This is a genomic window from Paraburkholderia sp. SIMBA_054, assembly GCF_046534875.1.
GTDB lineage: Bacteria > Pseudomonadota > Gammaproteobacteria > Burkholderiales > Burkholderiaceae > Paraburkholderia > Paraburkholderia hospita.
Map to the genome: position 1 here is coordinate 1 of NZ_JAWRXV010000662.1, position 277 is coordinate 277.

The 277-nt window shown below is 54.9% G+C and carries 1 protein-coding gene; it reads right to left on the reverse strand.

The features are described from left to right. Positions 1-24: 24 nt before the first annotated feature. The coding region (locus SB822_RS56750; protein WP_410859060.1) for a hypothetical protein at positions 25-277 on the reverse strand (253 nt) is incomplete at its 5' end.

Here is a 277-nt window from a genome sequence, read left to right on the forward strand (position 1 = left end):
GGTGTGCCATATCGACGTATAGCCCTACCCCTTATTGAACACGTTCACCACCCGCGACATGGATTTCGCTGCCAGCACGAGCAGAGCGCTGGTTGGACTGTAGTCGACGTTGTACATCAGGTCGATAAAGTAGAACATGGATAGTGCGATGAGCGGGTGGTACATCGCGCGGCTTATCAGGCGTTTCATCGGCATCTCACGCTGTCTCTTTTGCACGAACCGATAAGCCACTGTGCCTAAACCGATCTGCGCAAGTCTGGTGGCGCGCCAGGATTCC